This is a genomic window from Vibrio sp. Vb0937 (assembly GCF_033338855.1).
Genome location: NZ_JAWOTK010000098.1, coordinates 1 through 1,890 on the forward strand (window position 1 = coordinate 1; position 1,890 = coordinate 1,890).

Sequence of the window (1,890 nt, forward strand, 5' to 3'; positions counted from 1 at the left end):
CTCTGGTACGTGTGGTAATTCAGTCAGCGGTTGCACGGCTGTGTCTGCTTGATGCTCATAACGAGCTTGGCGAGCAAGGTCGATGTTCCATTCAAAGAGTGCGACTTCTGGGCTGTATGGCGCTTGAGCCATGACCTGACCAAACAACATCACAGTGTGGTGAAAGTCTTTTCCGTAGTGAATAACACTGCCTTCTTGGAGTGGGTGCGTTAAAACATGTTGGCGTGCTATTTGGGCAAAGCACGTTTCCCCTAGTAACGCTTCAACCATCGGATAAGTAGCAGAAAGGACTTCGCTCAAGCTGATGATAAAGTTGTTGCGATATATCTGCATGCGCTCGTCAGCGGTAAACTGACCGCTTGCAATATCACAGTCATCGCCCAATGCCTGATAGTGAAGCGCTTTCGCAAACTGGTTTTGTAAGGTGGCTAGCTTCATGAGGCTTTCCTCGTAGCGCTAAGCGGGGTGGTAATTTGGGAGAGAAGGAGCGAGGCCTTTTCCGCTTCTGCCAATAACACTTCCGGTGCTGGGATATCTAAGTCCCATTCAATTAAGGTATGGCGCGGACCATACTGTTCAATCCAATGTTGATATAACTTCCAGACTTCCGTGCTAACTGGACGGCTGTGAGTATCAATCCAAATTTCGCCTTTATCGAGTTGCTTGATGGTGAAACCCGCCAAATGAATTTCATCCACTTTGTCTGCCGGAATGGCGGACAGATAGGTATTGCAATCAAAGCCGTGATTGAAGGCTGATACGTGTACGTTATTCAGATCGAGCAGTAACCGGCAACTTGTGCGCTGCTGAACTTCAGCGAGAAACTCCCACTCGCTGATCGTCGAGTGTTGAAACGTCACATAGCTCGAAGGGTTCTCGATTAAGATTTCGCGTTGCAGATAATCCTGAACTTCAAGCACATTGCGAGTAAAAACGTTCAGTGCTTCTTCGGTGTATGGTAGGGGAAGCAAGTCGTTAAAATAATGCCCACCATTTTCACTCCAGCTCAAATGGTCAGAGACAAACATCGGGTCAATGGCATCAATCAACGCTTTCAGTTGAGCTAGGTGTACTTGGCTAACGCGTTCAACAGAGCCTAACGACAAACCAATTCCGTGGCAGCTGATCTGGTATTGCTCTCGCAAAGTGTGTAGATATTTTCGTTCGGCTGCATTGGGTTGAAAGTAGTTCTCGCTGTGAATTTCTAACCAAGACAGTTCTGGGCGTTGTTGCTGAAAAAAGTCCAAATGAGGAGTCCGTAAACCAACGCCAACAAGAGGGTGAAAATCGTAGTGTTTCACGTGAAACTCCTTTTCGAACTGGATGAGATGAGAAGAGGTTGTGGGGTGTGAGTTGAGCCATCACACGCCCACAACAATTAACGGAGAAATTAAGATGCGCTGGTGCTGCCGCCAGCCAATTTGTCGCAAAGACCTTTTGGAACCACCACAAATGCGTCTTTCTGGTGGTCTTGTTTTGACGTGCCAGCGCAAGAGCTGTTCTTCGTCGCACAGTCATTTTTCCCCGCTTTTGCCACGCCGTAGCACTTTTCTTTTTCTGCCGCGACAGCAGGTGTTGCTGTTAGTAGAGTGCCACCAAGGGCTAGTAAACCAGTAACCGCAGCAGTAACAGCTAGATTCGACTTTTTCATAATAAATTCCTCTGAATGATTTCCTTTACGTTGAGATGGGCAAGCAGACGAGCGATTGAGATGCACAGTTTTTGTCCGCTTGCTTAACTTAAGAGATAGGAAGGTGAGTGAAAAACTTTCAGGGAAATTGTTTTGGAGAATGCTTTTTGATGGTTTGATTTACATAACTGATTGAATGGATGAGTAAAAAATCGTCGAACTTTTTATCTAGTTTTGTCTCAACACACCCTAGTTGTTTA

At 46.3% G+C, this 1,890-nt stretch carries 3 protein-coding genes; all 3 read right to left on the reverse strand.

All coding sequences use genetic code 11. From position 1 onward, the window contains the following. Positions 1-438, reverse strand: a 438-nt coding sequence (locus R7P67_RS23425) for a DNA-binding domain-containing protein (RefSeq protein ID WP_318086143.1), incomplete at its 3' end; no start/stop codon positions are given. Then, positions 435-1,301, reverse strand: a complete 867-nt coding sequence (locus R7P67_RS23430) for a DUF692 domain-containing protein (RefSeq protein ID WP_318086144.1) — start codon at positions 1,299-1,301, stop codon at positions 435-437. The genes R7P67_RS23430 and R7P67_RS23425, both read right to left, overlap by 4 nt. Before the next feature lie 89 nt (positions 1,302-1,390). Continuing rightward, positions 1,391-1,651 (reverse strand): DUF2282 domain-containing protein, encoded by a 261-nt coding sequence (locus R7P67_RS23435; protein ID WP_005458571.1) that lies wholly within the window; start codon positions 1,649-1,651, stop codon positions 1,391-1,393. Positions 1,652-1,890 lie beyond the last annotated feature (239 nt).

Excerpts from the sequence above, each read along its gene's own strand:
- R7P67_RS23435 (WP_005458571.1), bottom strand. The coding sequence starts at position 1,651 with ATGAAAAAGTCGAATCTAGCTGTTACTGCTGCGGTTACTGGTTTACTA.